Genomic DNA, 1378 nt, shown 5'->3' with positions numbered 1-1378 from the left:
GGATGATGGGTGGACGGCCCCTTGCGGCATCGAATGTGCCAAACTGGCCGTGTTGAAACCCCAGTGGAGGAGACCGTCCGTCATGCAAGCTATCATATTTGGTATCGATTTGGCCAAGAACGTGTTTCAGGTGCACGGCGTGGATGCGACCGGGCAGGTTGTGGTGCAGCGCAAGCTGCGCCGTGCGCAGATGGTGAAGTTCTTCGCCGCGCAGCCGCCGGCGCTGATCGGCATGGAGGCTTGCGGCTCGGCCCATCACTGGGGCCGCACGCTGCGAGCGCTCGGCCATGAGGTCAAGCTGATGCCGCCGGCCTATGTGAAGCCCTATGTGCCGCGCAACAAGAACGATGTCCGCGACGCGGAAGGCTGTTGCGAGGCGGTGAGCCGGCCGAAGATGCGCTTTGTGCCGATCAAGACGGTCGAGCAGCAATGGGCCAGGGCGCAGCATCGCACGCGCAACCTTCTGGTGCGCCAGCGCACGCAACTGGCCAACGCTATTCGTGGCCTGCTCTATGAGATGGGCCAGACAAGCGCCCAGGGGACTGCGGGCCTCGAAGCCCTGCTGCAGCGCATCGAGGCGTCGGATGAAGCCATTCCCGCGGCGCTGCTGACCTGCTTGACGCCGCTGGCTGGGCAATGGCGCGCCCTCGATGCCGAGATCGGCCGGCTGGACAAGCAAATCGTGAACCAGGTCAAGCAGGATCGGGCGGCCATGCGGCTGACGAAGATCCCGAGCGTCGGCCCGATCATCGCGCAAGCGGCCATCGCAGCCATTGGCGACGGCCGCCAGTTTACCTCGGGCCGGGACTTCGCCGCCTGGCTGGGCCTGACTCGCAAGAGCCATGACACCGGCGGCAAGCACAAGTTGACCGGTCATATCAGCCGCGCCGGCGATAGGGACCTGCGAAGGCTGCTCATTCTCGGCGCCAGTTCCTGGCTGCGTCAGGTCAGGGCCAGGCCCGACAGAGGCTCGCCCTGGATTCGCGGCCTGCTGGCCAGGCGGCCGGTCAAGGTCGCGGTCGTGGCGCAGGCGGCCAAGACCGCCCGCATCATCTGGGCCATGCTCACCTCGGGCCAAGAATACAGGGCCGAAGAATACAGGGCGCCGGTTGCGGCATAGGCCGCTACCGAGGCCCTTAACAGCGTAAGGAGCAGAAAGGCAGCACGGCAAAATGGTCAGGACCTGGGTCGGGAGATTCCGTTTCGTCATCGCGCTTGAAAAGCGCGCTGGGATGATTGGAGCCCGATCCGCGTAACCCTTGCGGGCCAGCGGTCATCGCACTCGACCGCACCAAAGGCCGAATACATGACCGCTCCAGACTGACGCCGTCGCCGCTATTTTGCCTCTTGCCCAAGAGGGGCCGTCCATACATGACGA

1 protein-coding gene is annotated in these 1378 nt (G+C 64.9%); it reads left to right on the top strand.

Annotation, left to right across the window (positions count from 1 at the left end; all coding sequences use genetic code 11):
- Positions 1 to 82 precede the first annotated feature (82 nt).
- Positions 83 to 1120, top strand: a complete 1038-nt coding sequence (locus RFN28_RS34505) for an IS110 family RNA-guided transposase (RefSeq protein WP_320291583.1) — start codon at positions 83 to 85, stop codon at positions 1118 to 1120.
- Positions 1121 to 1378 lie beyond the last annotated feature (258 nt).

This window comes from Mesorhizobium album (assembly GCF_033977205.1).
GTDB classification, from domain to species: Bacteria; Pseudomonadota; Alphaproteobacteria; order Rhizobiales; family Rhizobiaceae; genus Mesorhizobium; species Mesorhizobium album.
This window is presented reverse-complemented; position numbering and strand designations above follow the sequence as displayed.

Excerpts from the sequence above, each read along its gene's own strand:
- RFN28_RS34505 (WP_320291583.1), top strand. The coding sequence starts at position 83 with ATGCAAGCTATCATATTTGGTATCGATTTGGCCAAGAACGTGTTTCAG.